The following is a 23096-nucleotide window of genomic DNA, read 5'->3' on the forward strand; positions in this document are numbered from 1 at the left end:
CCCCCAGAACTCGGCCCGGTAGCGCCCGTCCTCAGGCCCGCGCCGCGGCGTGGGCCAGGGCTAGCGCGCCGAGCAGCGGCGCGTCGTCCGTGAACCGGCCGGGCCGGATCTCCGGCGGGAACGGCACGGCGCGCCGCACCTCCCCGGCCAGCCTGGGCACGATCAGCCCGGCCGCGCCCATCATGCCGCCGCCCACGACCAGCCGCTCGGGGTCGAGCGTGACGCACAGGTTCGCCACGGTCATGGTCAGCACCCGCAGCGTCTCCTCCACCAGCTCCGCCAGCGGCCCGGAACGCGCGGCGAGCACCTCCTCCGCCGTGGTCGCACGGCCGAGCAGCGCGCCGCCCCTGGCCGCCAGCCCAGCGCCGGAGACCAGCTCCTCCAGCGGCACCCGCCCGTCGGCGAAGGCCGCCTGCCCCGGCGTGACCTGGAGGTAGCCGATCTCGCCCGCCGCGCCGTGCGCCCCGGCCACCACCCGGCCGCCGACCACCAGGGCCGCCGCCAGGCCGGTGCCGAGATTGAGATAGACGCCCGTGGAGACGCCGCGCAGCGCGCCCCACCGCAGCTCGGCCGCCGCCGCCGCGTTCACGTCGTTGTCGATGGCCACCGGTGTGGCGCCGAACTCCTCCCGCAGCAGCCTGGGCAGCTCCAGCCCCTCCCAGCCGGGGACGTTCGGGGCCAGGCGCACCACGCCGTCCCTGATCACCCCGCAGGTGGAGAAGCCGACCGCGGCCGGCCGCCCGTCCAGGACGCGGGCGGCGGCCAGGGCCCGGACCAGCGTGTCAGGCCCGGTCTCCAGCCGGGTGCGACCGGCGACCACCGGCCCGTCGGAGCCCGACACCCCGATCGCGACCTTCGTCCCGCCCACGTCGATGCCCAGGACCCGGCTCATCGCGCGGCGCCCCTGCGGGCCAGCGAGTCGATCGCCACCGCCAGGGCCAGCACGCCGGCCGTCACCATGAACCGGACGGAGGAGTCCACGCTCAGCAGGTACATGCCGTTGGTGATCGACTGGATGACCAGCACCCCGAGCAGCGCGGCGTAGGCCCGGCCCCGGCCGCCGAACAGCGACGTGCCGCCGATGACCGCCGTGGCGATGGCCATGAGCAGGATGTCGCTCCCGCCCGACCCCTGGTTGACCGCCGACAGCCGGCTGGCCGCCAGCACGCCGCCGGCCGCCGCCAGCGTGGAGGCCAGCACGAACGCCAGGATCCTGATCCTGGTCACGTTGATGCCCGCGCGCCTGGCGGCCTCGGCGTTGCCGCCGACGGCGTACAGGTGGCGGCCGAAGGTGGTGTGCCGCAGCACCAGGTCGAGCAGGACGACCAGCGCGCCGAAGAGCACCAGCAGCAGCGGCACGCCCCGGTCGGCCGACATGACCGCCACCGCCGCGCCGAGCACGACCGCCAGCCCGCCCGCCGTCACGGGGACCTGCCACGCCGGCGCCACGGGCAGCCCGGCGGCCAGCCGCGCCCGCCTGGCCAGCGTGGCGATCCCCGCGTGACCGCCCGCCAGCCCGATCACCAGCGCCCAGGACAGCCAGCCCGGCAGCCACGTGTCGCTCAGCCCGGAGATGAACCCGTTGAACGGCAGGTTGATCGTCCCGCCCTGGCGCAGCAGGTAGAGCAGCAGCCCGAGCCAGCCCATCAGCCCGGCCAGCGTGACCACGAACGACGGCATCCGCAGCTTGGTCAGCATGAGCCCGTGCAGCAGCCCGATCGCCGCGCCGGCGGCCAGCGCGAGCAGGATGGCGAGCAGGGCGTTCCAGCCCTGCTTGACATGCGCGATCGTCATGATCGTGGCGCACAGGCCGCTGACCGAGCCGGCCGACAGGTCGATCTCACCGAGCAGCAGCACCATGATGATGCCGAGCGCGATCGTGCCCGTGGCGGCCATCTGGAGGGCGAGGTTGGTGAGGTTCTCGGGCGACAGGAAACGCTCGTTGAGCGTGCTGAACACGATCGTGATCGCCACCAGGCCGCCGACCACCGGCCAGGCGCCGACCTCGCCCTGGCGCAGCCGTCCGGTCACCGCGATCGGCATCGCCGTCATTCGCCCGCTCCTGTGATCGCGGCCACGATCTCCTCGCGGGAGGCCTCGGCCGTACGGAACTCACCGGCGTTGCGCCCGAGACGCAGCACCACCACCCGGTCGCTCACCTCGCGCACGTCGGCGAGGTTGTGCGAGATCACCAGCACCGCGAGCCCGCGCTCGCGCAACCGCCGGATCAGCGCGAGCACCTGCGCCGTCTGCTCGACGCCGAGCGCGGCGGTCGGCTCGTCCAGGATGACCAGCCGGGGCTCGCCGAGCAGCGCCCTGGCGATGGCCACCGACTGCCGCTGCCCGCCCGACAACATCGACACCGGCACCCTGATGTCGCCGATGCGCACGTCGAGCTGGGCGAGCAGGTCGCGGGTCGCGCGTTCCATGCTCAGGTGGCGCAGCACCGACCAGCGGCGGCGTTCGGCGCCGAGGAACAGGTTGGCCACCACGTCGAGGTTCTCGCAGAGCGCGAGATCCTGGTAGACGGTCGAGATGCCGAGCGCCTGCGCGTCGTGCGGGGTGGCGACGCGCACCGGCACGCCGTCCACGGTGATCTCGCCCTCGTCCGGCACGACCGCGCCGGAGATGGTCTTGACCAGCGTCGACTTGCCCGCCCCGTTGTCGCCCATGAGCGCCACGACCTCGCCGGGACGCAGGTCCAGCCCTGCCCCGTCGAGCGCCCGCACCGCTCCGTACCGTTTGGAGATCCCGGTCGCCGCGATCATCTACTCGATGCCCGCCTTCGCGCAGGCGGCCTTGACCTCGGCCGTGCAGATCTGGTCGGCCTTGTAGAACCCGTCCTTCACGATGGTGTCCTTGATCTTGTCGGCGGTGACCGCGATGGGGTCGAGGAGGAAGGCCGGGATGTCGGCGGTGCCGTTGTTCACCTTGGAGGTGGCGGCGGGCTGCTCGCCCTTGGTCAGGGCGACGGCCAGCTCGGCGGCCTTCTCCGCCTCCGTCCTGATGTCCAGGTAGATGGTCATGTACTGCTCGCCGGTGAGGATGCGCTGCACGGCGGCCAGTTCGGCGTCCTGCCCGGTGATGGGCGGCAGTTCCTTGTAGCCGGCGCGCTTCATGGCCGCGATCGCGCCGCCCGCCATGCCGTCGTTGGCCGACAGCACGCCGACGATGTCGTCCCTGCCGATGGCGGTGATCGCCTGCTCCATCTGCTGCTGGGCCTTGTCGGGGCTCCAGTCCGGGGTGTCGAACTCCCTGCCGACCCTCACCTTGCCGTCCAGGACGTTCTTGGCGCCCTTCTTGTAGTCGGCCGAGCTGGGGTCGGTGGGTGAGCCGTGGAGCATCACGATCTGCCCCTTGGCCGTGGTGCCCCTGGCGTTCATGGCGTCGAGCAGCGCCTGGCCCTGCATCTCGCCCACCCGTACGTTGTTGAACGAGACGTAGTAGGCGTAGTCGATCCCCGAGATCAGGCGGTCGTAGGCGACCACGGGGACCTTCTTCTGCCTGGCCTGGTTGACCAGGGGCGCCACCGCGTTGGCGTCCACGGCGTCCAGGACGAGCACGTCGGCGTCCTGGGTCAGCGCGGCCTCGACCTGTTGCTGCTGTTTGGCCGCGTCCTGCTCGGCGTTGCCGTAGATCACCTTGCAGTCGGGGCACAACGCCTTGACCTTGGCCTCGAACAGAGGGCGGTCGAAGGCCTCGTACCGGGTGGTTTTGGATTCGGGCAGGAACAGGGCGATCGTCCCGCCCTGCCGGGCCGCGGTGGACTGGGTGGTGGTGGTCGTGCCGGTGGTGCTGTTCCCGCAGGCGGCGGCCAGCAGGACCGCCGCCGCGGGGATGAGTCGCCAAGCTCGGTGCATCGCACTTCGTCCTCTCAGAAGATGCCCGCCCCCGCTTGGTAAGAAAGGTAGTTTACTATCAGGCGAGTTGGCTAGAGTGCACCTCGGAGGGAGGCCGGACATGCGACGCGACCTGGCCAATCCACGGCTGCTGCGGGTGCTCAACGAGCGCCGCCTGCTCGACCAGCTCCACGAGCACGGCCCGGCCTCGCGCGCCGACCTGGCCAAGAGCACCGGCCTGTCCAAGCCCACGGTCTCGGCCGCCCTGGCGGGGCTGGAGGAGGACGGCCTGGTCCACCTGGTGGGGGAGGTGTCCGGGCGGCCCGGCCCGGTGTCCTCGCTCTACGACGTGAACGCCGCCTCCACCCACGTCGCCGGGATCGACATCGGTCGCGACTGGATCAGGGTGGCCGTGGCCGACCTGCGCGGCGCTTTCGCGGGGCGTACCGACGGGCGCAACACGGCCCGTACCTCGGCCGAGCTGGCCGGGCTGGTCGGCGAGCTGGCCAGGGCGGCGGCCCGCGAGGCGGAGGTCGAGTGGGGGGCGATCACCTGCGCGGTGGTGGGCTCGCCCGGCGTGTACGACCCCGTCCGCGGCGGCCTCGACTTCGCCCCCAACCTGCCCGGCCCGCCGGACCTGGCCGACCACCTGCGCGCGGCCCTCGGCGTCGACCTCGTCATCGAGAACGACATCAACCTGGCCGCCGTCGGCGAGCACGCCCACGGCGCCGGACGCGGCAAGGCCACCTTCGCCCTGGTGTCCATCGGCACGGGCGTCGGCATGGGCATCGTGATCAACGGCGAGCTGTACGTCGGGGCGCGGGGCGCGGCCGGCGAGATCTCCTACGTCCCGGCCCCAGAAGAACCGCCCGACCCCACCCCGCCCGACGCCAACCCCCACGCACGCAGCACCGACTCCCTCGCGCGGGGCACCGGCTCCTCGGCGCGCGACACCGACTCGTTCGTGCACGGTGCCACCGAGGCCGTCACCTCCGCGCCGGGTGTCGTGCGCGCCGCGCGGGCGGCGGGCCTGGAGCTGGAGACGGCCAGGGAGGTCTTCGCCGCCGCCGCCGACGGGAACGAGACGGCCAGGTCGGTGGTGGAGGCGGAGGGCCGCCGCATCGGCGGGCTGCTGGTGGCCGTGGCGGCGGTGCTGGATCCGGAGGTGATCGTGCTGAGCGGGGGAGTGGGCCGCAACCTCGACCTGCTGGGCGCCTCCGTCGAGCGCCGCATCGCCGAACTGGGGCCGCTGCGCCCGCGGGTGGTGGCCAGCATGCTCGGCGACAGCGGCGTACTGCTGGGAGCGGTCGCCCACGCCAAGTCCCGAGCCTGGGACCTCATCTTCGACGCCCGCAAACACTGACCGTTCCCAACGGCCCCGGACCGGCTTGGCCCCCCGGTTTCGTTCCCTGGTTCTGCTCTCCGGCCCCCTGGCCTGGCCCCTCAGTGGCCGGAGGCTTCGGGTGGTGAGAGGGCGGGGGTTGGTGGGGGTTTGGGGCTCTGGGGGGAGGAGGGGGGCCTTTACGATGAGGGGGTGGCCGCCCTCGTTCGTTCTGTGTGGCGCGAGCCTCGTCCTCCTGGCCCGCCGGTGCGGGTGTGGCGCGACTGGGCGCTCGTCGCGGTGCTCGTGCCGGTCGCGGTGATCGAGGGCGCGCTGCGGCCCGACCTCCGGTGGCCGGTGGTCTCGACGGCCGTCACCCTCGCGCTGATCCCCACGCTGCTGTGGCGCCGGACCAGGCCGCTGCTCATGGTCGCGCTCGTCTTCGGCGTCACCGCCCTGGCCCCGCTGCTGACCGGCGGCGAGCCGGTGGAGACGTACACGCTGGCTTTCGTGACGATCGTGCTCTACGCGCTGTTCCGGTGGGGTTCGGGGCGAGAGGCCGCGGCCGGGATGGCGGCCGGACTCGTCGCGGTCGGCCTGTCGCTGGTCGCCGGACGCATGGCGCCCGGCGACATCGTCCCGGCGCTCGGCGTGCTGGTCGCGACCGTAGGGCTGGGCAGCGCCTTCCGGTACCGGGCCGGCGCGCGGCTGCGCGAGCTCGACCAGGTCAAGCTGCTCGAACGCGAACAGCTCGCCCGCGACCTGCACGACACCGTCGCCCACCACGTCTCGGCCATGGCCATCCGCGCCCAGGCGGGCCTGGCCACCGCCGCCTCCGAGCCGGGCGCGGCCACCGACGCGCTACGGGTGATCGAGGCGGAGGCGTCGCGCACGCTCGCCGAGATGCGGGCCATGGTACGGGTGCTGCGCAGGAACGAGCCGGCGGAACTGGCTCCGGGCCGCCACCTCGACGACCTGCGGCAGCTCGCCGGACGCCCGCGCGTCGGCCCGGCGGTCGAGGTGGAGATCGCGGAAGGGCTCGGCCATCTGCCGCCGTCGGCCGGCGCCGCGCTCTACCGGATCGCCCAGGAGTCGATCACCAACGCCCGGCGGCACGCCCGCCACGCCACCCACATCACCGTCCGCGTCACGGCCGACGACGCCTCCGTACGCCTGACCGTGAGCGACGACGGCGACCGCGCCGGCGGCGTCGCCGCCCCCGGATACGGTCTCATCGGCATGATCGAACGCGCCGCCCTGCTCGGCGGCACCTGCGAGGCGGGCCCCAACCCCAACCGTGGCTGGACGGTCACCGCCGTCCTCCCCAAGGAGGCCGCATGAGTGCCGTGAGCGACCGGCTGGAGGCCGGGGTCATCCGGGTGCTCGTCGCCGACGACCAGGAGATCGCCCGTACCGGGCTCAGGATGATCCTCGACGCCCAGCCCGGCATCGAGGTCGTCGGCGAGGCCGGCGACGGCAGGCGGGCCGTCGAGCTGGCCCGCCGCCTGCGCCCCGACGTGTGCCTGTTCGACATCCGCATGCCCGGCCTCGACGGCATCTCGGCCACCCGGGAGCTGGCCGGACCCGACGTCGCCGACCCCATGGCGGTGGTCGTGATCACCACGTTCGACCTCGACGAGTACGTCTACGCCGCCCTCCGCGCCGGAGCCAGGGGCTTCCTGCTCAAGGACGCCGGTCCCGCGCTGCTCGCCCAGGCGGTGACCGCGGCGGCCGGCGGCGAGGCGCTCATCGCCCCGAGCGTGACCGCGCGTCTGCTGGCCGCCTTCGCGGGGGCCGGGCGTACCGAGGCGCCCGCGCAGCCGGTCGAGGCGCTCACCGGCCGCGAGGAGGAGATCCTGCGCGCCGTGGCCCGCGGCCGGACCAACAGCGAGATCGCTGCCGAGCTGCACATCTCGCTCAGCACGGTCAAGAGCCACGTCGCGAGCCTGATGACCAAGCTCGGCGTGCGCAACCGCGTCGAGATCGCCATGTGGGCCTACGAGACCGACCGCGTACGCACCTGACCCCGGCGGACGATCGTCTCGGCCACCGCCAGGTTGATCACCCAGCCCGCGCCGACGAGCAGCGCCCGGCCCAGCTCACCGGGCGGCCCGAAGGCGGCCGGCCCGAACGCCAGGGTGAACGCCTGCGTGCCCGCGCCGAGCCCGATCGCGTACCCGCGCGTCATCCAGGCGCGATGCCGGGCCACGTCGCGCCGCCGGATCGCGGCCAGGCCGAGCACGAGGCAGGCGGCCATGGCCGTCCCGAACAGCAGCCGGAACGCGGCCAGCAGCGCGCCGTCGCCCGCGGGAAGGTCGGAGAAGAGCGTCAGCCACAGCCCCGACAGCGCCGCGACCAGCCCGCTCGCCACCAGCACCCGCCCCGCCGCGCGATGCCACCCCGGCCGCCCGGCCCGGAACCCGGCCTGGAACTGGAACGCGCCGAGGACGCAGAACACCAGCGACGCCGGGATGTGCAGCAGCACCGGCAGGGGCATGGCGAAGAACCGCGCGTTGTCCGCCGTGACGGCGGCGCCGGAGGCCAGCTCGGTCACCCGGAGGGCGCCGGCGACCAGGGGGACGACGCTGAGCGTGAGCAGCCCGGCGGGTGCGATCCATCTCATGCCTGAGAGCGTGACCGGCGCGGCCCTGCCGGGTCATCGCGCGGACGGCCCCTCCCGGGTCGCACCATCGGCGGGACGGGCCGTCGTCCTTTCGGCCATCGAGCCGTCGCCTTTCGACCGTTGAGCATCCGCGCAGGTCGCGCCCACACTGGCGGCACGTCCACGAGGGAGGAAACGATGAAGGCCTACGTCCTGCGCACGTTCGGCTCGCCCGACCAGCTCGTCCTGACCGACGTCGAGCGGCCCGTGCCGCGCGACGACGAGGTGCTGGTCCGGGTGCGGGCCACGTCCGTGCAGCCCTATGACTGGCACTTCATGCGGGGAGAGCCGTACCTGGCCCGGGTCATGGGCGGCGGGGTCGGGTTGCGCCGGCCCAGGATCGCCGTCCTCGGGGCCGATGTGGCGGGGGAGGTCGAGGCGGCGGGCAAGGACGTCACGCTGTTCCGCCCCGGCGACGAGGTGTACGCGATGTCCCTTCAGGGCGGCTTCGGCGAGTACGTCTGCCTGCGGCAGAGCGAGGTGGCGCCCAAGCCGGAGTGTCTGTCGTTCGAGCAGGCGGCGGCGGTGCCGATGGCGGCCAACACCGCGCTCATCGCGCTGCGCGACGAGGGACGCGTCCAGCCGGGCCACAAGGTGCTGGTCAACGGCGCGTCCGGCGGTGTGGGCACGTTCGCCGTGCAGCTGGCCAAGGCGATGGGGGCCCACGTCACCGGCGTGTGCAGCGGGCGGAACGCGGACCTGGTCCGCTCGCTCGGCGCGGACGACGTCATCGACCACACCAAGGAGGACTTCGCGGCGTCGGACCGGCGCTTCGACGTCCTCCTCGACGTCGCGGGCGGCCGCCGGCTGTCGGACTGCCGCCGCGCGCTGACCAGGAAGGGCACGTACGTGCTGGTCGGCGGGCCGGCCGGCCGCTGGGTGCAGCCGGCCGGCCACATGTTCGCCGCGCTCGCGTCGGCGCCCTTCGTCCCGCAGCGGATCGTCAGGGCGGACGTGGTCCGCTGCGGGAGCAACAGGGCGAACCTGCTGACGCTGACCGGGATGGTCGAGCGGGGGGAGGTCACCCCGGTCATCGACAGGACCTTCCCGTTCGGCGAGATCCCGGCGGCCGTCCGCTACCAGGAGGAGGGACACGCCCCGGGGAAGGTCGTCGTCACAGGGTCGCGGTGAGCATGGCGGGGGCGGGGGCCTTGCGGAGCTTGGCGTAGTCCGCCCAGCGCTTGACGCCCTTGGGGTCGGGGCGTACCGCGCCGACGAAGGCCTGCCTGCGCCACTGCGACAGGCGTTCCTCCTTCACCACGTCGCCGGTGTGGGGGGAGTGGACCATGTAGCCGGGCTTGGAGATCATGCCGACGTGGCCGAGGCCGCTGAAGAACACCAGGTCGCCTGGTTCGAGGTCCTTCCAGGCGATCTTCTTGGAGAAGGCGCCGTACTGCTCCGCGGCGGTTCTGGGGAGCTCGATGCCGGCGTCCTCGTAGGCCCGGAGCATGAGGCCCGAGCAGTCGTAGCCCCGTTCGCTGGCGCCGCCCCACACGTACGGGGTGCCGCGCTTGTCCATGGCGTATTCGAGGGCGACCTTCCAGGCCGGTTTCGGCACGTGCCGTTCCTGGACCTGTTTCACCTGGGGGCCGGTGAGGGTGATGGCGGGGGAGGGGTCGGCGGGAGCTGCGGGCGCGAGACCTGCGCCGCCCGCTGCCACCGCCAGGAGAATGGCGATGCTAGACAGGGGACTGTCCTTCCACGTGGCCGGCCGGGTTAGCTGACGGGCTCGGGCCTGGAAGTAGCCCTACGGCGGTGCTTCCTGGAGGGAGAGCGGTGCCGATTCGCCCCGGGGGGAGAGATGGGTCCCCGGCTCCACGCAGCGGCTGCGTGGATTAGGCTCGTCGGACTCTAACGAAACGGTCAAAAGGTCGCAATCCCCCCAAAACGGATTGTCCGGAGGTTGAGATGATGTGTTCGTCAGCCGAGACGAGCCGGTAAGGTACCGCCCATGGAGTCGCGTAACATCCGCCTGGCCGTCATCCCTGGGGATGGCATCGGCGCCGAGGTCGTAGCCGAAGGGCTCAAGGCCCTGGAGGCCGTGGGCACGAAGATCGAGCCCACCCACTACGACCTGGGCGCAGCCCGCTACCACCGCACGGGCGAGACGCTGCCCGACGCGGTGCTCGAAGAGCTGCGCGGCTACGACGCGATCCTGCTCGGCGCCGTGGGCGACCCCAGCGTGCCGCCGGGCATCCTGGAGCGCGACCTGCTGCTCAAGCTCCGGTTCGAGTTCGACCACTACGTCAACCTGCGTCCGGTCAAGCTGTTCCCGGGCGTCGAGACCGCGCTGGCCGGCGCCACCGCCGAGCACATCGACATGGTCGTCGTCCGCGAGGGCACCGAGGGCCTCTACGCCGGCACCGGCGGCGTCGTGCGGCGCGGCACGCCGCACGAGATCGCCACCCAGGAGTCGCTGAACACCGCCCACGGCGTCGAGCGCGTCGTGCGCTACGCCTTCCAGAAGGCTCGGTCGCGGCCCCGCAAGAAGCTCACGCTCGTCCACAAGACGAACGTGCTCACCTTCGCCGGCGACCTCTGGCAGCGCACGGTCAACCGCGTGGCCGAGGAGTTCCCCGACGTCACCACCGACTACGGCCACATCGACGCGGCCTCGATGTTCTTCGTCACCCAGCCCGAGCGCTTCGACGTGATCGTCACCGACAACCTGTTCGGCGACATCATCACCGACCTCGGCGCCGCGATCGCCGGCGGCATCGGCCTGGCGGCCAGCGGCAACATCAACCCCGAGCGCACCTCGCCGAGCATGTTCGAGCCGGTGCACGGCAGCGCGCCCGACATCGCCGGTCAGGGCAAGGCCGACCCGACCGCCACCATCCTGTCCGTGGGCATGCTCCTCGACCACCTCGGCCTGCACGCCGAGGCCGCCAAGGTCGAGCAGGCCGTGGCCGCCGACATCGCCGAGCGCGTCACCGGCCGCGCCGGCCGCACGACCAGCGAGATCGGCGACGACATCTCCGCGCGAGTATCCGGCTAGGACCGTCTAGCCCCGTACGCGCCTGGCGGTCCCGGAGAGGGCTGCCAGGCGCTTTTTGCGTCCAGAGGGACCGAACCATCCCAACTGCCTCTTGCCATCCCAAATGGCAAGACAATAGGAAGTACGAATACTGCTCGTGGGCAGTAGCTTTCAGAATCGCAGATTCGCAGAGAGAAGGACCGTCGTCATGACCATCGCTCAGAAGCTCAGCTTCGACGTGCAGCATTCCGACCACGCTCGCACCGCGGCCGAGCGGGAGCAGGTACTGGCGAACCCCGGATTCGGGCAGGTCTTCACCGACCACATGATCTCGATCGACTACACCGAGGGCGAGGGGTGGCACGACGCCCGGCTCCTGCCGTACGGGCCGCTCTCGCTCGACCCCGCGACCTCGGTGTTCCACTATGCGCAGGAGCTGTTCGAGGGACTGAAGGCGTACCGGCAGATCGCCGGCTCGATCGTGACGTTCCGCCCGTACGCCAACGCCGCCCGCTTCAACCGCTCGGCCGAGCGCATGGCCATGCCGGAGCTGCCGGAGGAGGCGTTCGTGGAGTCGCTGGCGCTCCTGGTCTCGGCCGACAAGGAGTGGGTGCCCACCACCGAGGGCCACAGCCTCTACCTGCGCCCGTTCATGTTCGCCACGCAGCCCGGACTCGGCGTCAACTACCCGTCCAAGACCTACAAGTACATGGTCATCGCCTCGCCGGCGGGCTCGTACTTCACCGGCGGCATCAAGCCCGTCTCGGTGTGGCTGTCGACCGAGTACACGCGCGCCGCGCCCGGCGGCACCGGCTTCGCCAAGTGCGGCGGCAACTACGCCGCCGCCTTCGTCGCCCAGCGCCAGGCCGTCGAGAACGGCTGCGACCAGGTCGTCTGGCTCGACGCCCACAAGCACGAGTACGTCGAGGAGATGGGCGGGATGAACCTGTTCTTCGTCTTCGGCAACAAGCTCGTCACCCCGGCGCTCACCGGCACCCTGCTGCCCGGCATCACCCGGGAGTCGATCCTGGAGATGGCCGACGACCTCGGCCTGGAGACCGAGGAGCGGCTGATCTCGGTGGACGAGTGGGAGTCCGCCTGCGCCGCAGGCGAGCTGACCGAGGTGTTCGCGTGCGGCACCGCCGCCGTGGTGACCCCCGTGGGCTCGGTCAGGGGCGCCGACCGCTCCTGGACCATCGCCGACGGCACCCCGGGCCCGGTGACCATGCGGGTGCGCGAGGAGCTCGTCGGCATCCAGTACGGCGCCCGCCCCGACACCCGCGACTGGATTCACAAGATCGTCTAGTGCCCCGCCAGGGGGCCGGCGTTCAGGCGCCGGCCTCCGTCAGGGCCGCGGTGTCGACGTTGACGTTCCACGGCTCGGGCAGGAACACCGGCTCGCCCAGGGAGACCACGTTCTCGCTGCGGTAACGCGTCCCGCCGGGCCCGCCGTACAGCGTCACCAGCCGCTGGAACGGGTCGATCACCAGGTAGAGCGGCACCCCGCCGCGCGCGTAACCGCCGGTCTTGACGAAGTGCACGTCGTACGTCGTGGCCACCGAGACGACGTCGACGAGCAGGATCGTCGAGGCGCCGTGGACGGCGTGCTCCTCGTGCAGGCGCGGCCGGTGGGGGACCACGGCCAGGTCGGGCACGTAGAGGTCGTGGCCGGGCCCCAGGTAGACGGAGATGTTCGGCCAGATCTCCCAGCCCCGGCCGGCCATCGCGGCGGCGAGCTGGAACAACGTCCTGGACAGGATCATGTTGTGCTGCCAGGTGCCCGGTTCGTTCACCACGATCCGGCCCTGGACCGTCTCGATGCGGAACTGGGGGAAGAGTTCGCGCACGATGCGGTAGCGCTCTTCGAGGGGCCTGACCATGCCGCCGTCCTCATGTTTTCCGGGGGTCTCCTGAGGATCACTCAGAGTAATGGCGGCACGGTTCCGGCGTCCCGTGATCTAGTGGTTCTTCCTGATCATCGTGATCCCGTCGGCGACCGGCAGCATGACCACGCTCACCCGCGGGTCCTCGATCACCAGGTCGTTGAACTCGCGGATCTGCACCGTCGTCGTCTCCGCGTGCGCCGGGTCGGCCACGTGCCCGCTGCGCAGGGTGTTGTCGGCCAGCAGCAGGCCGCCCGGCCGCAGCCGCTCGACCAGCAACTCGTAGTAACCGGGGTAGTTGTCCTTGTCGGCGTCGAGGAAGGCCAGATCGACGGGCTCGTCGAAGGCGGCCAGCGTCTCCAGGGCGGGCCCGAGGGTCAGCGAGACGCGGTCGGCCACGCCCGCCTTCTCCCAGTAGCGCCGGGCGATCGAGGTCCACTCCTCGCTGACGTCGAAGCAGTGCAGCCGCCCGCCGGACAGCCCCCGCGCGATGCAGATCGAGGAGTAGCCGGTGAACGTGCCCACCTCGACCGCCACGGCCGGGGCCGCGAGCTGGGTGAGCATGGTCAGGAACCGGCCCTGGTCGGCGGAGATCTGCATGCCGGCGCGGTCGCCCGTCGCCTCGGCGGTCTCCCGCGCCAGCTCCTCCAGCAGGGAGTCGGGCGGGGTGGAGTGGTCGAGGATGTACCGGCCCACCGCGGGGTCGAGGAGGTTCGCCTTCATGAAGGTCATTCTCTCCTCACAGCGTTCTCTCACCGTCATCAGGTACCAATGAGAGGTCCGCCGACGGCCGCCGCGCCGGGCCCGGCCCTGGCGGCTGTCCGGAGAGCGGTTCTGTCGTTGGTAGGGTCTGCGCGATCGGTGAGCTGGAAGTGGGCGGATGATGAAGCGGTTGGTTGCGGTCGTGGTCGCGTGTGCGGCGCTGGTGGTGCTGGGTGTGCTGGCCTTCTCGGAGCCGGGTGAGACGGCCGGGTCGGTACGCCTGACCAGGCAGCTCGACGGTTCGATGGTCCTGGCGGACAGGTCCAGCGACGCGCCCGTGCTCGACGTGTACGAGGACTTCGACTGTCCGATCTGCAAGGAGATGCACTCCAAGGTCGACGGCACGATCCAGAAGCTGGCCAGGGAGGGCAGGCTCAAGGTCGTCTTCCACCCCGTGACGATCTTCCAGGACGAGCCCATGCGCTCCAACTCCATCAGGGCCGCGGCCGCCGCCCGATGCATGCCGGAGGACAACTGGCTCGCCTTCAGGGACGAGCTCTACGCGATGCAGCCCGCCCCGCACGGCACGGCCTCGGGCTTCACCGTGCAGGAGCTGGTCGCGGCGGCCAGGAAGGCCGGCGCCTCGGTGGACGAGTGCGTGACCTCGCAGTCGTACGCCAAGACGCACCTGGCGGAGACCGCGAAGATCCACATCCAGGGCACGCCGACCGTCCTGCTCAACGGGCAGCAGCTCGGCAACGAGGTGTTCGACCCGGCGGCGCTCGAACGCGCCGTCACCGGCGGCGCCGGCGTGCAAGTGTAAAGGTCGTGTCCACGAGTTGAGACCGATGTGCCAGATGGTGAATCCCTGTGGCAGACTGACAGGCACCATGTTCTACAGTCTGCTCATTATCGGCAGGCGCGCTGGCTGACACAGGGACACCGCCAGCGCGCAGACCTCTCACGTCCGTGAGGGGTCTTTTTGTTTTCCAGGACACGGATCCGAAAGAAGAGACTTCATGGCCGACGACCGCTTCCACGTCTACGACACGACGCTGCGCGATGGCGCGCAGCAGGAAGGACTCAACCTCACCGTCGTCGACAAGCTCGCCATCGCGCGGCACCTGGACAGCCTGGGCGTCGGTTTCATCGAGGGGGGCTGGCCTGGCGCCAACCCCAAGGACACAGAGTTCTTCAGGCGCGCTCGAACAGAGCTCGACCTGAAGCACGCGCAGCTCGCCGCGTTCGGCGCGACCCGCCGGGCCGGTGTGAAGGCCGCCGACGACCCATTGGTAGCCGCATTGCGCGAATCCGGCGCGCCGGTCGTGACCCTTGTCGCCAAGAGCCACGACCGGCACGTGGAGCTGGCCCTCCGCACGACTCTCCAGGAGAACCTCGCGATGATCCGCGACACGGTCTCTCACCTTCGTGCGGGGGGACAGCGAGTCTTCCTCGACGCCGAGCACTTCTTCGACGGTTACAAGTCCAACCCAGCCTACGCGCTCGAAGTGCTGCGGACCGCCGCCGAGGCCGGGGCCGACGTCATCGCCCTGTGCGACACGAACGGCGGCATGCTGCCCGACGAGCTGGCCGAGACCGTGCACGCGGCCGTCCAGACCAGCGCCCGCGTCGGCATCCACTGCCACGACGACACCGGCTGCGCCGTCGCCAACACCCTGGCCGCGGTCAAGGCGGGCGCCACGCACGTCCAGGGCTGCGCGAACGGCTACGGCGAGCGCTCGGGCAACGCCAACCTCTTCACCGTCGTCGCCAACCTCCAGCTCAAGCGCGGCTTCGACCTCGTGCCGCAGGAGGCGCTGGCGGACATGACCCGCATCGCGCACGCGATCACCGAGGTCACCAACGTCACCCCCAACTCCCACGCGCCCTACGTCGGCATGTCCGCCTTCGCGCACAAGGCCGGCCTGCACGCCAGCGCGATCAAGGTCGACCCCAACCTCTACCAGCACATCGACCCGGCCGCCGTCGGCAACGACATGCGCATGCTCGTCTCCGACATGGCCGGCCGCGCCTCCGTCGAGCTCAAGGGCCGCGAGCTGGGCTACGAGCTGACCCCGGAGCACACCAAGACGCTCGTCGAGCGCGTCAAGGAGCTGGAGTCGCAGGGGTTCACCTTCGAGGCCGCGGACGCGTCGTTCGAGCTGCTGCTGCGCGACACCGTCCAGGGGGCGCGCCGGCGCCACTTCGAGGTGGAGTCGTGGCGGGTGATCGTCGAGCGTACGAAGGGGGGCGAGCTGGTCAGCGAGGCCACCGTCAAGCTGCACGCCAAGGGCGAGCGCATCGTCGCCACCGGCGAGGGCAACGGGCCCGTCAACGCCCTCGACAAGGCCGTGCGGCAGGGGCTTGAGCAGCTCTACCCCGAGCTGGCCAGGCTGGAGCTGGTGGACTACAAGGTCCGCATCCTCGAAGGCACCCACGGTACGGACGCCGTCACCCGCGTCCTCATCACCTCCAGCGACGACACCGCCGAGTGGGCGACTGTGGGGGTGGCCGAGAACATCATCGACGCTTCCTGGCAGGCGTTGGAGCAGGCGGTCACGTACGGGCTGCTGCGCGCGGGCCGCGACTGCGGCTGACCCCGAGCCCTGGGGGCTCCACCCTCAGGGCCGCTCGGCCCGCCTTCCGCGTGGAACCCGGTGCCCGGGACCGGCGGCCCGGTCGGGGCCGCCGTCCTCGTCCAGCCAGGCCACGACGTGGGTCGTGAAGCTGTCGGCGAGGGTCAGCGGCCCGCCGTCGAGCACGAGCAGGGCGACGAGCTGGTTGACCCCGAACGCGCGCTCCCACGTGACCGCCCGCCGGTAGGTTCCGGCGTCGACGGCCGCGCGCAGGTTGTCCCAGCCGTGCCAGCCCATGAAGGCCGCGTCGATCGCCGGGTCGAACAGGTGCGCCCGGTCCCAGTCGAGGACGCCGACCAGCTTGCCGTTCTCGTCCCAGTGGACGTTCCCGCCGACGAGGTCGCCGTGGACCAGCGAGTCGGGGACCGCTTCCAGGGCCAGGGCGTCGTCCAGGCGTCGCCGTCCCTCGTCGCGCCACCTGGCGGGGAAGCGGGGGAGCACCTCCTCGGCGAGGATCGTGCTCCAGCTCGCGGGCCCGGCGTACGAGCGCGGGGCGGGCAGCAGGGCACGCAGCTCCGGGGTGACGGGAAGCTCGCGGAGGGCTCCGAGCAGGTCGCCGATCAGCGCCGGGTCGCCCCGGCCCTCGTCGAGCCCGGTCCCGTGCACCCAGGACACGGCCACGGCCGCGCGCTCCCCGAACGCCGTCACCGGCGTCAGCGGCTCGGGCACCGCGAACGGCAGCCCGGCGGCCGCGATCGCGCGCAGCAGCTCGGTCCGCCGCGGCAGCGCCTCGGACGCGTTCGGCCGCCGGGCCACCCGTACGGCCGCCACTCCGGGCACCAGGACGACGTCGTGCATCCCGCCACGGGCCAGCCGCGCCGTGCCGAGGGGGAGGCCGGGCACGAGCGCGTCGGCGATCTCCAGCAGATCATGGGGTACGGGCTCGCTCATCGGGTCATTTCTCTCGCGCCGGATGTCTCGCCCAGAGCCTACGCGGGTCCGGAGCGGTGCCCGGCTTCCATACGATGGTGCTCCATGAGCTTCAGTGTGCTGGGCGTGCACGCCCATCCCGACGACGAGGCGATCTGGACGGGCGGCACCCTCGCCAAATACGCCGACGAGGGCGCGAGGACGGCCGTCGTCACCTGCACCTGGGCCGAGGGCACCCGGCGCGCGCAGGAGCTGGAACGGGCCCTCGACATCCTCGGCGCGGGCAAGCCCCGGCTGCTGGGCTTCGCCGACGCGCGCAAGCCCGAGTCCGCCCCCGGCCGCCCGCGCTTCCTCGACGTGCCGTTCGACGAGGCGGTGGGCCTGCTGGTCGAGCACATCAGAGACGTCAGGCCCGACGTCGTGCTCACCTTCGACGGCTTCGGCGGCTACGGGCATCCCGACCACATCCACGTGCACCGCGTCACACTGGCCGCCGTCGAGGCGGCCGGCTACGACCAGCTCCACCGCGACGCGGGCGACCCCTGGCGGCCGCACGCGCTCTATCTGGCGACCATCCCGCGCTCGGTCGTGACGTCACACTGGCGGGCGGTCTTCGGCGCCGACCCGGAGCCCGGCCAGGCCCTGCCGGGCGTCCCCGACGACCAGGTCTCGGCCGCGATCGACGTGTCGCGCTGGTCGGAGCGCAAGTGGGCGGCGATGCTCGCCCACGAATCCGAGGTCGGGCGCGGCGCGTCGATGACCATGCTGACCGGCCTGCCGGAGCGGGCCCGCGCCCAGATGCTCTCCAACGAGTGGTACCGCAGGATCGCGTTCTAGAGCAGGCCGGCGGAGAAGGTCTGGCCCTCGACCTTGAGCTTGCCCCCCGAGCACGACACCTTCGGCGAGTCGGTCCCCGGCACGATCACCGTCAGCAGCGACCTGGCCGCCGGCGACACCACCACGTTGGTGGCCTCCTTGGCCAGGTAGGTGGGCGACACCCAGCCCAGCCTGCCGCCGCGCTCGACCTTCTGCCCGCCGACCCGCTCGCACGAGGAGAACTGCATCAGCGTCACCTTGAAGGCGCCGTCGGCCAGCACCACCTTGCCGCCGGAGTTCGAGACGACCTTGTACGAGGGCGCGAACCGCCACAGGTTCCTGACCTTCTTGCCCCCGGAGGCCGTGTCGAGCACCGCCATCAGGTCCTCGCCGTGGTTCACCAGCACCGAACGCGTCCGGCTCACGCCGTAGGCCCTGTCGGTGAGCCGGAAGGCCTGCCGGTCCTTGCCGTAGGAGGTCTTGGTCAGCTTGGACGAGGTGCGCGGCCGGAACCGGGCACCCTCGACCGTCGGCACGTTGTGCGCCTCGGGGGAGAGCGTCCAGTAGCGGTAGGCGCTCTTCTCGTAGGAGTGGAAGCCGCCGTCCATGAGGATGTCGCGGCCCTGGGCGTAGTACGTCACGCCCAGGTGGTCCTCGTGCCCGTGGAACTTCATGGCCGGGCCGAACCTGATCGAGTAGTACGACGAGTTCGGCTTGCCCCAGGCCGTCCGGCCGTAGACGTAGCCGGCCTTGTAGACCTTGACCTTCTGCTTCGGGGTGCCGGTCTCCATCTTGGGCTCGGTCTCGGCGCTGCCGTCGCCGATCGGGGCCATGTAGCCGTTGGGCATCGTGGAGTGGGCGATGAAGTCCTTCAGCGCCTCGGCCCGCCGGCTGATCTCGGCGGGCACCTTGCGGTCGCACGCCTTCATGTTGGTGATGGCGACCTGGAGGCGGCCGTACACGTAGACCGCGTAGCGGGGGGCCTGCTCCATGAGCGCGCCCTGGGAGTCGACGTCGAGCTTGACCGTGCCGGTCAGCCGCCTGGAGGCCAGGTTCGACCAGTCGGAGCGGCCGTAGCGGCAGCCGATGCCCATGAGGGCGATGTCCTGGTCGATGCCGTGGTTGTGGCCCTTCTTGTACAGCCGCGCGTCCGACAGCAGCTTGGCGTGGTCGGCCAGGCTGTCCTTCAGCCAGCTGTCCTTGACGTGCATGCTCAGGCACAGCAGCGGCTGCGTGCGCAGCGAGACCGGGTGGTCCTTCCACACGTACGGCTTGGTCGCGGCGGCGCCGCGCCGGTTGCTCGCCACCCAGTCCTTGGCGATCTCGGTGGCACGATCCAGATAACGCTGCTCGCCGGTGTTCTCGTAGGCCACGACCAGGGTGCCCATCCAGCGCAGCGACTGGAAGACGAACTCCCACGACCGGTTCCGGTACGGGCTCGCCCCCCAGTCGATGTCCTTGCCCAGCTTGTACGCCGGCAGCCCCACGAGGGAGATCTCGCCCTTCATGACGTCCTCGGCCGTCGGCGTGCCAGGCAGCCAGTCTCCCTGGCACTGCGCGGTGCGGGTCACCTTGTCGGCGGCCTGCGCCGGACTCACCAGCCCGCTGATCGCGAGTGTGAGGGCAAGAGGTATCGCGAGCCGGCGCACGCCAGGGTTCCTTCCGGACAAGAAAGTGAGGGCGGGACATGCTTTCGGAATCACGATCAAGCGGTCAAGTCGCGTGCCGGATCGTTAACGGCCCGATGCCTGCGGCGCCGCGGATGTCATGCTGGGAGCTGTGAGATTCGACGACATCGTGCTGCCCGACACGCCCGCCTGCCGCGGCGCGCTGGAGGTGGCCACGCGCTACCAGACGCCCTCGCTGCTCAACCACTGCGTGCGCGCCTACCTGTGGGCCGCCGCGTACGCCCGGAGCCGGGCGATCGACTTCGACGCCGAGCTGCTCTACGTGTCGTCGATGTTGCACGACATCGGCCTGGTCGCCGAGTTCGACAGCCAGACGGTGCCGTACGAGGAGGCCGGCGGTCATGTGGCCTGGGCCTTCTGCGCGGGGGCCGGCTGGTCGCCCGAGCGCAGGCTGCGCGCCTCCGAGGTGATCGTCCGCCACATGTGGGAGGAGGTGCCGGTGGAGGAGGACCCGGAGGGCCACCTGCTGGAGCTCTCCACGGGCATGGACATCTCCGGCCGGCGTACCGAGGACATCCCCGACGGCGTGCGGCGCGAGGTGCTGGAGCGCTACCCGCGGCTGGAGATCGCCAAGGAGTTCGCCGCCTGCATCTCCGACCAGGGCGCGCGCAAGCCGTCGAGCTTCGCCGGCCGGTTCGTCCGCGACGGGATCGCCGACCGGATCGCCGCCAACCCCCTCGACGCCTAACCCTTGGGCCCGGCGCTCTGCACGACGTCGAAGCTCCACACCTGGGAGTCCGTCGCCGCCGGGCCCTGACCGTGTCCGTGACCCTGCCCCTGACCCTGCCCCTGACCCTGCCCATGACCCTGCCCGCCGGCCGCGGCGGCGGCCTGGGCGTGGCCACGCTGGAACGCCTGCCCCTGCTGCCAGGTCAGGAAGTCCTCCTCGCTGCGCCAGCGCGTGTAGACGAGGTACTGGTCGGTGCCCTCGACCGGCCGCAGCAGCTCGAACCACTCGAACCCGTCGGCCGACTCCACCATCCCGGCCCGGCCCGAGAAGCGCTTCTCCAGCTCCTCGCGCATCTCGGCGGGCACGGTCAGGACGTTGATCTTCACGATGGACAACGGAGGACCCCTCTCGGCGAAGTCTTAGCGCACGACCCGCTGCGTCGCAGGTGAGGGCTCCAGGCTAACGCGGGCCACCGCCGGTACGTGATCCCTGTCCAGCGCGTCCCGCAGGTTCGGCAGGGTGACCCTGGACAGGTGCTCGCTCAGCTCGGCGATCGGGGCGGCCTCGTCGGCGGCCACGCGCAGCCGTACCTCCGGGTGGCCGCGCGGGCCGACCAGGTCGGCGTCGGCGTTCAGGACGGCGGGGCTGGCCTCGACGTCGGCGGCGACCGCGTGGGCCATCCCGCCCGCCGCGATCTCGGTGACGCCGTCCGGGCCGCTCTCCAGGCGCAGGCGGGTGCGGGCGTCCCTGCGGCCCTGCGCGACCAGCCAGCGCAAGGCCAGCAGCGCGACCAGGACCGACACGGCGGCCACGGCCCACCACACGAGCGGGCTGTTGCGGGCGAAGAACCCGCGCGTGCCCGCGTCCACGATCGGCGTGGACGGCCCCAGCAGGCCGCGGGCCAGCGCGAGAGCGCCGAGGACGGCCAGCGCCAGGCCGACCAGGGCCAGCCCCCAGCGGTTGCCGCGTCCGGTCCGCCTGTTCATCGGCGCTCCTTGACGTTGACCGCCACCCGGTACGGCTCCACCGGGTCCAGCCCGGCGAGCCTGGTGAGCACGGCCTCCCGCACGGCCCGGCCGAAGCCCTCGTCGTCCCAGCCGGACGTGGCGGGGGTGACGGCGACCGTGTGGCCGCGGAGGGTGGCGTGCGCCGAGCGAACCCCCGGCACCTCCTCGGCGGCGTGCTCCAGGGCCCTGGTGAAGCTCTTGGGACGCACCCCGATGATCAGGTCGGGGTCGCCGGTCCGTACGGGGACCATCCGCGGCCGTCCCGGCACCAGGGCGGTGACCAGCAGCGCCAGGCCGATCAGCGCCACGATCGCGGCCCCGGCCAGGACCAGCGGGTGCGACCACGGCGTCGTGGACGCCCACGCCAGCATCCGGTCGTACGGCAGCCACCGCAGCGGGCTGCCGACCAGCGCGGACACCGTCTCGGCGGCGACCAGCAGGCCCAGCAGCGTGAGCAGCACGGCGACCACGATGGCCGGCACCCGGCGCTGCGGCCGGAAGGCGCGCACCGCGGCCCGGTCGGCCCCCTTGTCCCGCGGCGGCGCCGCGCCCGGCTCGTCCCGATGCGCCCCCGCCCCGCCCGCCGGGACGGCCCCCCGCGTCTCCTCAGGCTCCTGGGACGGGAGGGGGCGGGTCATTCCGGGCCTCCCGCCAGATCGGTCATGGTCACGTCGAGGCGGGTGACGTTCAGGCCGGTCTGCATGGCCACCCGGGTGCGCACGTGCTCCCGCAGCCGCGCGGCCACGGCGCGCAGCGGGGCCGGGTAGCCGACGGTCACGTTCAGCCTCAGGGTGGCCCGCTCGCCGCGCACCTCGGCGCTGGACGAGCGCGTCCACGGCACGCCGCCCAGCCGCACGTCGCGCACCTCGGGAACCTCCCGCGCCGCGCAACAGGCGATCTTGGCGACCACCCGGTCGGCGATCTCGGTACGGCCCCGCCGCTCGGGCTCGTCCGCGGGCGCGAGCCGCTGCCGGGGAACCGTCACCTGGGGAGCGGTCGTGGTCATCGCCGCCTCGCGGTCAGGCCCGACAGGTTCAGCTCGCCGGTCTCGGCGACCTTGCCGACCAGGAAGCCGACCGCGCCGAGCACGAGGACGAGCAGGAACGCGCCGAGGCCGCCGAAGGCCCCCGCGAGTCCGAGGATGATGCCGACCGCCATGCCGATGACCGGCAGCCAAGGGACGTTGCTCATGATTCCTCCACCACGTCGTCGATGCGTACGTTGACGGGACGCCCGCCGGCCAGTTTCCACACCGCCTGGCGGACGTCCTCGGCGGTCTCGGGCAGCGGCCGTTCCAGGGTCGCCACGATGGCGACCTCCACCACGTCCCCGTCGGCCGAGACGCCCGTGACCCGCTCGCCGCGCAGGTACGTCGCCACCGTCCCGAACGGGCCCCCGGAGAGGCCCGCCACCCCGGGGCAGGCCCGTACGAGCTCGGCCAGCGCCCCGGCCTCCGCCTTGGCGTCGGATTCGGCGTCGGCCCTGTCGCAGGCCGGGGCGTCGGGCCGGGTCATTGGACCCGGGGCTCCGGCTGCTCGATGACCTCGCGGCGACCGTCGTCCCTGTCCCTGTCGCGGTCCTGGCCGGGCAGGTGCACGTCGTCGACCCGGATGTTGACCTCGGTCACCTCCAGGCCGCACATGCGCTCGACCGCCGCGATGACGTTCCTGCGCACGGCGGCGGCCAGGTCGGGGATGGCGGTGCCGTACTCGGCGACCAGGTCCATGTCCACGGCCGCCTGGCGTTCGCCGACCTCGACCGAGACGCCCTGCGCGACGCTGCGCTCGCCGCCGACCATGCCGCGCACGCTGCCGAGCGCCCTGGCGGCGCCGCCGCCCATGGCGTACACGCCGGAGACCTCGCGGGCGGCCAGCCCGGCGATCTTGGCTACGACGACGTCGTCGATGCTGGTGGTGCCCTTGTCGGTGACCAGCGAGGTCGCCGGTCCACCCTCCTGCGTTCTGGCCCGCGGTACGGCAGAAGTCTGGTTGACCATCGTGTCCGGCACGTTCCGTCACCTCCTAG

General features: G+C 72.0%; 27 protein-coding genes and 1 riboswitch. Of the genes, 10 read left to right on the top strand and 17 right to left on the bottom strand.

Annotation, left to right across the window (positions count from 1 at the left end; all coding sequences use genetic code 11):
• Window positions 1-31: 31 nt before the first annotated feature.
• The 4 genes from ACIHAD_RS17890 to ACIHAD_RS17905 are packed head-to-tail and all read right to left on the bottom strand — an operon-like array spanning window position 32 to window position 3860.
• Window positions 32-892, bottom strand: a complete 861-nt coding sequence (locus ACIHAD_RS17890) for an ROK family protein (protein ID WP_397355580.1) — start codon at window positions 890-892, stop codon at window positions 32-34.
• Window positions 889-2052 (bottom strand): sugar ABC transporter permease, encoded by a 1164-nt coding sequence (locus tag ACIHAD_RS17895; RefSeq protein WP_397355581.1) that lies wholly within the window; start codon window positions 2050-2052, stop codon window positions 889-891. Before ACIHAD_RS17895 ends, ACIHAD_RS17890 begins: the two co-directional genes overlap by 4 nt.
• Window positions 2049-2768 carry an ATP-binding cassette domain-containing protein gene (locus ACIHAD_RS17900; RefSeq protein ID WP_397355582.1) on the bottom strand — a complete coding sequence of 240 codons (720 nt, stop codon included), beginning with the start codon at window positions 2766-2768 and terminating at the stop codon, window positions 2049-2051. The genes ACIHAD_RS17895 and ACIHAD_RS17900 overlap by 4 nt, the downstream gene beginning before the upstream one ends.
• Window positions 2769-3860 (bottom strand): sugar ABC transporter substrate-binding protein, encoded by a 1092-nt coding sequence (locus ACIHAD_RS17905; RefSeq protein ID WP_397355583.1) that lies wholly within the window; start codon window positions 3858-3860, stop codon window positions 2769-2771. It lies immediately after the preceding gene.
• 100 nt (window positions 3861-3960) lie between these two features.
• On the opposite strand from ACIHAD_RS17905, the gene ACIHAD_RS17910 reads away from it, so the two are divergent.
• From ACIHAD_RS17910 to ACIHAD_RS17920, 3 genes are all read left to right on the top strand, one after another.
• The gene (locus ACIHAD_RS17910; protein ID WP_397355584.1) at window positions 3961-5202 is read left to right on the top strand and encodes an ROK family protein; all 1242 of its coding nucleotides are present in this window, start codon (window positions 3961-3963) and stop codon (window positions 5200-5202) included.
• 171 nt (window positions 5203-5373) lie between these two features.
• On the top strand, window positions 5374-6501 hold the full coding sequence (locus tag ACIHAD_RS17915) for a sensor histidine kinase (RefSeq protein ID WP_397355585.1): 1128 nt from the start codon (window positions 5374-5376) through the stop codon (window positions 6499-6501).
• Window positions 6498-7184 (top strand): response regulator, encoded by a 687-nt coding sequence (locus ACIHAD_RS17920; RefSeq protein ID WP_397355586.1) that lies wholly within the window; start codon window positions 6498-6500, stop codon window positions 7182-7184. The genes ACIHAD_RS17915 and ACIHAD_RS17920 overlap by 4 nt, the downstream gene beginning before the upstream one ends.
• On the opposite strand, the gene ACIHAD_RS17925 is transcribed toward ACIHAD_RS17920, so the two are convergent.
• Window positions 7157-7783, bottom strand: a complete 627-nt coding sequence (locus tag ACIHAD_RS17925) for a DUF2306 domain-containing protein (RefSeq protein ID WP_397355587.1) — start codon at window positions 7781-7783, stop codon at window positions 7157-7159. The genes ACIHAD_RS17920 and ACIHAD_RS17925 overlap by 28 nt on opposite strands.
• Window positions 7784-7960: 177 nt before the next feature.
• Here ACIHAD_RS17925 and ACIHAD_RS17930 point away from each other — a divergent pair, with 177 nt between their 5' ends.
• Window positions 7961-8953, top strand: coding sequence for an NAD(P)-dependent alcohol dehydrogenase (locus ACIHAD_RS17930; RefSeq protein WP_397355588.1), 993 nt, complete (start codon window positions 7961-7963; stop codon window positions 8951-8953).
• On the opposite strand, the gene ACIHAD_RS17935 is transcribed toward ACIHAD_RS17930, so the two are convergent.
• Entirely contained in the window at window positions 8937-9482 is a 546-nt protein-coding gene (locus tag ACIHAD_RS17935; protein ID WP_397355589.1) for a C40 family peptidase, read from the bottom strand. The genes ACIHAD_RS17930 and ACIHAD_RS17935 overlap by 17 nt on opposite strands.
• Window positions 9483-9512: 30 nt before the next feature.
• Window positions 9513-9674, bottom strand: a riboswitch (cyclic di-AMP (ydaO/yuaA leader).
• Between the two features lie 99 nt (window positions 9675-9773).
• On the opposite strand from ACIHAD_RS17935, the gene ACIHAD_RS17940 reads away from it, so the two are divergent.
• Together ACIHAD_RS17940 and ACIHAD_RS17945 are read left to right on the top strand one after the other, a co-directional pair.
• Window positions 9774-10820: a 3-isopropylmalate dehydrogenase gene (locus tag ACIHAD_RS17940; RefSeq protein WP_397355590.1), complete on the top strand. Its 1047-nt coding sequence runs from the start codon at window positions 9774-9776 to the stop codon at window positions 10818-10820.
• 187 nt (window positions 10821-11007) lie between these two features.
• Entirely contained in the window at window positions 11008-12105 is a 1098-nt protein-coding gene (locus ACIHAD_RS17945) for a branched-chain amino acid aminotransferase (protein ID WP_397355591.1), read from the top strand.
• A 22-nt stretch (window positions 12106-12127) separates the two neighbouring features.
• On the opposite strand, the gene ACIHAD_RS17950 is transcribed toward ACIHAD_RS17945, so the two are convergent.
• Both ACIHAD_RS17950 and ACIHAD_RS17955 read right to left on the bottom strand, forming a co-directional pair.
• Window positions 12128-12679 carry a Uma2 family endonuclease gene (locus ACIHAD_RS17950; RefSeq protein ID WP_397355592.1) on the bottom strand — a complete coding sequence of 184 codons (552 nt, stop codon included), beginning with the start codon at window positions 12677-12679 and terminating at the stop codon, window positions 12128-12130.
• A 78-nt stretch (window positions 12680-12757) separates the two neighbouring features.
• Window positions 12758-13405, bottom strand: coding sequence for an O-methyltransferase (locus ACIHAD_RS17955; protein WP_397355593.1), 648 nt, complete (start codon window positions 13403-13405; stop codon window positions 12758-12760).
• Window positions 13406-13562: 157 nt separating this feature from the next.
• Here ACIHAD_RS17955 and ACIHAD_RS17960 point away from each other — a divergent pair, with 157 nt between their 5' ends.
• Both ACIHAD_RS17960 and cimA read left to right on the top strand, forming a co-directional pair.
• Complete coding sequence (locus ACIHAD_RS17960) at window positions 13563-14207, top strand: DsbA family protein (RefSeq protein ID WP_397355594.1); 645 nt, start codon at window positions 13563-13565, stop codon at window positions 14205-14207.
• A gap of 196 nt (window positions 14208-14403) precedes the next feature.
• The gene (cimA, locus tag ACIHAD_RS17965; protein ID WP_397355595.1) at window positions 14404-15981 is read left to right on the top strand and encodes a citramalate synthase; all 1578 of its coding nucleotides are present in this window, start codon (window positions 14404-14406) and stop codon (window positions 15979-15981) included.
• 24 nt (window positions 15982-16005) lie between these two features.
• Here the strand turns inward: cimA and ACIHAD_RS17970 are convergent, their stop codons facing one another.
• Window positions 16006-16911: an aminoglycoside phosphotransferase family protein gene (locus ACIHAD_RS17970; protein WP_397355596.1), complete on the bottom strand. Its 906-nt coding sequence runs from the start codon at window positions 16909-16911 to the stop codon at window positions 16006-16008.
• 84 nt (window positions 16912-16995) lie between these two features.
• On the opposite strand from ACIHAD_RS17970, the gene ACIHAD_RS17975 reads away from it, so the two are divergent.
• Entirely contained in the window at window positions 16996-17727 is a 732-nt protein-coding gene (locus tag ACIHAD_RS17975; RefSeq protein WP_397355597.1) for a PIG-L family deacetylase, read from the top strand.
• Here ACIHAD_RS17975 and ACIHAD_RS17980 read toward each other — a convergent pair.
• Window positions 17724-19355 carry a heparinase II/III family protein gene (locus ACIHAD_RS17980; protein WP_397355598.1) on the bottom strand — a complete coding sequence of 544 codons (1632 nt, stop codon included), beginning with the start codon at window positions 19353-19355 and terminating at the stop codon, window positions 17724-17726. The genes ACIHAD_RS17975 and ACIHAD_RS17980 overlap by 4 nt on opposite strands.
• A gap of 130 nt (window positions 19356-19485) precedes the next feature.
• On the opposite strand from ACIHAD_RS17980, the gene ACIHAD_RS17985 reads away from it, so the two are divergent.
• On the top strand, window positions 19486-20082 hold the full coding sequence (locus ACIHAD_RS17985; RefSeq protein ID WP_397355599.1) for an HD domain-containing protein: 597 nt from the start codon (window positions 19486-19488) through the stop codon (window positions 20080-20082).
• Here ACIHAD_RS17985 and ACIHAD_RS17990 read toward each other — a convergent pair.
• Genes ACIHAD_RS17990 through ACIHAD_RS18020 form a run of 7 tightly spaced genes read right to left on the bottom strand, consistent with a single transcriptional unit; the run spans window position 20079 to window position 23067 of the window.
• Window positions 20079-20459, bottom strand: a complete 381-nt coding sequence (locus ACIHAD_RS17990; protein WP_397355600.1) for an antibiotic biosynthesis monooxygenase family protein — start codon at window positions 20457-20459, stop codon at window positions 20079-20081. The two genes, ACIHAD_RS17985 and ACIHAD_RS17990, sit on opposite strands and share 4 nt — an antisense overlap.
• 24 nt (window positions 20460-20483) lie before the next feature.
• Window positions 20484-21050, bottom strand: a complete 567-nt coding sequence (locus ACIHAD_RS17995; RefSeq protein WP_397355601.1) for an alkaline shock response membrane anchor protein AmaP — start codon at window positions 21048-21050, stop codon at window positions 20484-20486.
• Window positions 21047-21709, bottom strand: a complete 663-nt coding sequence (locus ACIHAD_RS18000) for a DUF6286 domain-containing protein (protein WP_397355602.1) — start codon at window positions 21707-21709, stop codon at window positions 21047-21049. Before ACIHAD_RS18000 ends, ACIHAD_RS17995 begins: the two co-directional genes overlap by 4 nt.
• Window positions 21706-22077 (bottom strand): Asp23/Gls24 family envelope stress response protein, encoded by a 372-nt coding sequence (locus ACIHAD_RS18005; protein WP_397355603.1) that lies wholly within the window; start codon window positions 22075-22077, stop codon window positions 21706-21708. Before ACIHAD_RS18005 ends, ACIHAD_RS18000 begins: the two co-directional genes overlap by 4 nt.
• Window positions 22074-22262 (bottom strand): hypothetical protein, encoded by a 189-nt coding sequence (locus ACIHAD_RS18010; RefSeq protein WP_352352177.1) that lies wholly within the window; start codon window positions 22260-22262, stop codon window positions 22074-22076. Before ACIHAD_RS18010 ends, ACIHAD_RS18005 begins: the two co-directional genes overlap by 4 nt.
• Window positions 22259-22585, bottom strand: a complete 327-nt coding sequence (locus tag ACIHAD_RS18015) for a hypothetical protein (protein WP_397355604.1) — start codon at window positions 22583-22585, stop codon at window positions 22259-22261. The genes ACIHAD_RS18010 and ACIHAD_RS18015 overlap by 4 nt, the downstream gene beginning before the upstream one ends.
• A complete protein-coding gene (locus ACIHAD_RS18020; protein WP_397355898.1) occupies window positions 22582-23067 on the bottom strand; it encodes an Asp23/Gls24 family envelope stress response protein in 486 nt (161 codons plus the stop codon). Before ACIHAD_RS18020 ends, ACIHAD_RS18015 begins: the two co-directional genes overlap by 4 nt.
• Window positions 23068-23096 lie beyond the last annotated feature (29 nt).

It is taken from the genome of Nonomuraea sp. NPDC052265 (assembly GCF_044547985.1).
Lineage (GTDB): Bacteria > Actinomycetota > Actinomycetes > Streptosporangiales > Streptosporangiaceae > Nonomuraea.

What these genes read in the sequence shown, in the direction of transcription:
- ACIHAD_RS17890 (WP_397355580.1), bottom strand. Translation starts at nt 892, where the DNA reads ATGAGCCGGGTCCTGGGCATCGACGTGGGCGGGACGAAGGTCGCGATC.
- ACIHAD_RS17895 (WP_397355581.1), bottom strand. Translation starts at nt 2,052, where the DNA reads ATGACGGCGATGCCGATCGCGGTGACCGGACGGCTGCGCCAGGGCGAG.
- ACIHAD_RS17900 (WP_397355582.1), bottom strand. Translation starts at nt 2,768, where the DNA reads ATGATCGCGGCGACCGGGATCTCCAAACGGTACGGAGCGGTGCGGGCG.
- ACIHAD_RS17905 (WP_397355583.1), bottom strand. Translation starts at nt 3,860, where the DNA reads ATGCACCGAGCTTGGCGACTCATCCCCGCGGCGGCGGTCCTGCTGGCC.
- ACIHAD_RS17910 (WP_397355584.1), top strand. Translation starts at nt 3,961, where the DNA reads ATGCGACGCGACCTGGCCAATCCACGGCTGCTGCGGGTGCTCAACGAG.
- ACIHAD_RS17920 (WP_397355586.1), top strand. Translation starts at nt 6,498, where the DNA reads ATGAGTGCCGTGAGCGACCGGCTGGAGGCCGGGGTCATCCGGGTGCTC.
- ACIHAD_RS17925 (WP_397355587.1), bottom strand. Translation starts at nt 7,783, where the DNA reads ATGAGATGGATCGCACCCGCCGGGCTGCTCACGCTCAGCGTCGTCCCC.
- ACIHAD_RS17930 (WP_397355588.1), top strand. Translation starts at nt 7,961, where the DNA reads ATGAAGGCCTACGTCCTGCGCACGTTCGGCTCGCCCGACCAGCTCGTC.
- ACIHAD_RS17940 (WP_397355590.1), top strand. Translation starts at nt 9,774, where the DNA reads ATGGAGTCGCGTAACATCCGCCTGGCCGTCATCCCTGGGGATGGCATC.
- ACIHAD_RS17945 (WP_397355591.1), top strand. Translation starts at nt 11,008, where the DNA reads ATGACCATCGCTCAGAAGCTCAGCTTCGACGTGCAGCATTCCGACCAC.
- ACIHAD_RS17950 (WP_397355592.1), bottom strand. Translation starts at nt 12,679, where the DNA reads ATGGTCAGGCCCCTCGAAGAGCGCTACCGCATCGTGCGCGAACTCTTC.
- ACIHAD_RS17955 (WP_397355593.1), bottom strand. Translation starts at nt 13,405, where the DNA reads ATGAAGGCGAACCTCCTCGACCCCGCGGTGGGCCGGTACATCCTCGAC.
- ACIHAD_RS17960 (WP_397355594.1), top strand. Translation starts at nt 13,563, where the DNA reads ATGATGAAGCGGTTGGTTGCGGTCGTGGTCGCGTGTGCGGCGCTGGTG.
- cimA (WP_397355595.1), top strand. Translation starts at nt 14,404, where the DNA reads ATGGCCGACGACCGCTTCCACGTCTACGACACGACGCTGCGCGATGGC.
- ACIHAD_RS17970 (WP_397355596.1), bottom strand. Translation starts at nt 16,911, where the DNA reads ATGAGCGAGCCCGTACCCCATGATCTGCTGGAGATCGCCGACGCGCTC.
- ACIHAD_RS17975 (WP_397355597.1), top strand. Translation starts at nt 16,996, where the DNA reads ATGAGCTTCAGTGTGCTGGGCGTGCACGCCCATCCCGACGACGAGGCG.
- ACIHAD_RS17995 (WP_397355601.1), bottom strand. Translation starts at nt 21,050, where the DNA reads ATGAACAGGCGGACCGGACGCGGCAACCGCTGGGGGCTGGCCCTGGTC.
- ACIHAD_RS18000 (WP_397355602.1), bottom strand. Translation starts at nt 21,709, where the DNA reads ATGACCCGCCCCCTCCCGTCCCAGGAGCCTGAGGAGACGCGGGGGGCC.
- ACIHAD_RS18005 (WP_397355603.1), bottom strand. Translation starts at nt 22,077, where the DNA reads ATGACCACGACCGCTCCCCAGGTGACGGTTCCCCGGCAGCGGCTCGCG.
- ACIHAD_RS18010 (WP_352352177.1), bottom strand. Translation starts at nt 22,262, where the DNA reads ATGAGCAACGTCCCTTGGCTGCCGGTCATCGGCATGGCGGTCGGCATC.
- ACIHAD_RS18015 (WP_397355604.1), bottom strand. Translation starts at nt 22,585, where the DNA reads ATGACCCGGCCCGACGCCCCGGCCTGCGACAGGGCCGACGCCGAATCC.
- ACIHAD_RS18020 (WP_397355898.1), bottom strand. Translation starts at nt 23,067, where the DNA reads ATGGTCAACCAGACTTCTGCCGTACCGCGGGCCAGAACGCAGGAGGGT.